The sequence below is a fragment of the Arthrobacter sp. 05T47 genome, from assembly GCF_056395825.1.
Map to the genome: position 1 here is coordinate 1 of NZ_JBFTKG010000168.1, position 1082 is coordinate 1082.

General features: G+C 62.6%; 1 protein-coding gene. It reads right to left on the reverse strand.

What is annotated here, in order from left to right; translation table 11 throughout:
- Positions 1–179: 179 nt before the first annotated feature.
- On the reverse strand, positions 180–1082 hold a 903-nt coding region (locus AC1DEY_RS23620), incomplete at its 5' end, for a hypothetical protein (protein ID WP_476870121.1).

Consider the following 1082-nt stretch of genomic DNA (forward strand, 5'->3'; position numbering starts at 1 on the left):
CCATCATCGACGCTGAGCGCCACCAGATCAACGGCAGCGCCGGGCTCCCAAACGGGACGAAACCCGACCCTCGACGCCATACAGGGGACCGGGTTTCAGAAAGTGCGTCTCGCTAGGCGGGTCTCAGGAAGTGACTTCTTGGGGCACTGCTTCCCGTGGGTGGGTTTCGTTCCGTGCGCTCAACTACCGCTGAAGAAGACTGCTTTGAGTAGGTCAGAAGCATCGACGAGGTCTGCAGCAGGGGCCTCGAATTCGCCTCTGGTGACCTCATTGTTGCCGTCCTCGGTGAGCACCCACGTCACAGTCACTGAACCCGCTCGCGGGTCCCGTGCCAGGAGCACATAGTCATCCTGGTCGCTCGTCCACGGAACGTTGGGCCGGAACGACTCGGGCGTGAGCGTAACTTCGACGTCGTCGCCCTGGTTGGTCCAGCCGACGGGATAATCACGCGGCGTGATCCTAAAATCCGAGGGATCGGGTCCCAGAACGTAGCGGCTCTGCTGCCTCACAACCGGCTCCACCACCTTCTCGAAGTCGGCATCGTCGGCCTCGCGGAACTCGAGCGCCTCGCAGTTGTGGAACGTCACGATTAGGTGGGGCTTGGCGATGAATCTGTCGCGGCTGACGACGCGGATTCCTGCACCTGGCAGCGCTACGCCGAGGAAGTGCTCACGCCCCCTAGAGATATTGGTGCTTTTCTCATTCCGCCATGAGACCAGGCGTGCTGCACGATCCTCTGCCGATCTGGGCTCCGGGCGGCCGAAGAAGTTGGGCGGCGTTATCGTCAACAGCGACGTACTCCGAACCGGCTCTGGGGTCGCTCTAAATTGTTCCTCCTCGAACTGATACAGCCGGTCGATCACCTTGTCGACGCTACCGACGCGGCCGATAGAGCCGAGGATCGCAATCTCGAGTTCGATGGGCGGCTTGCCGCCGCCGCGGGCACGTTCAACGAGGGCCAGTACCTCACCGGCCCGAGCCGGGCGGGTGTTGCTGGTGCCTCGCACGTAAACGGCACCGTCCTCGAGGCTGTCCCGGCGGTCGTCGCTTTGGAAGGTCTTGTGGCATGGATAGATCGGCTG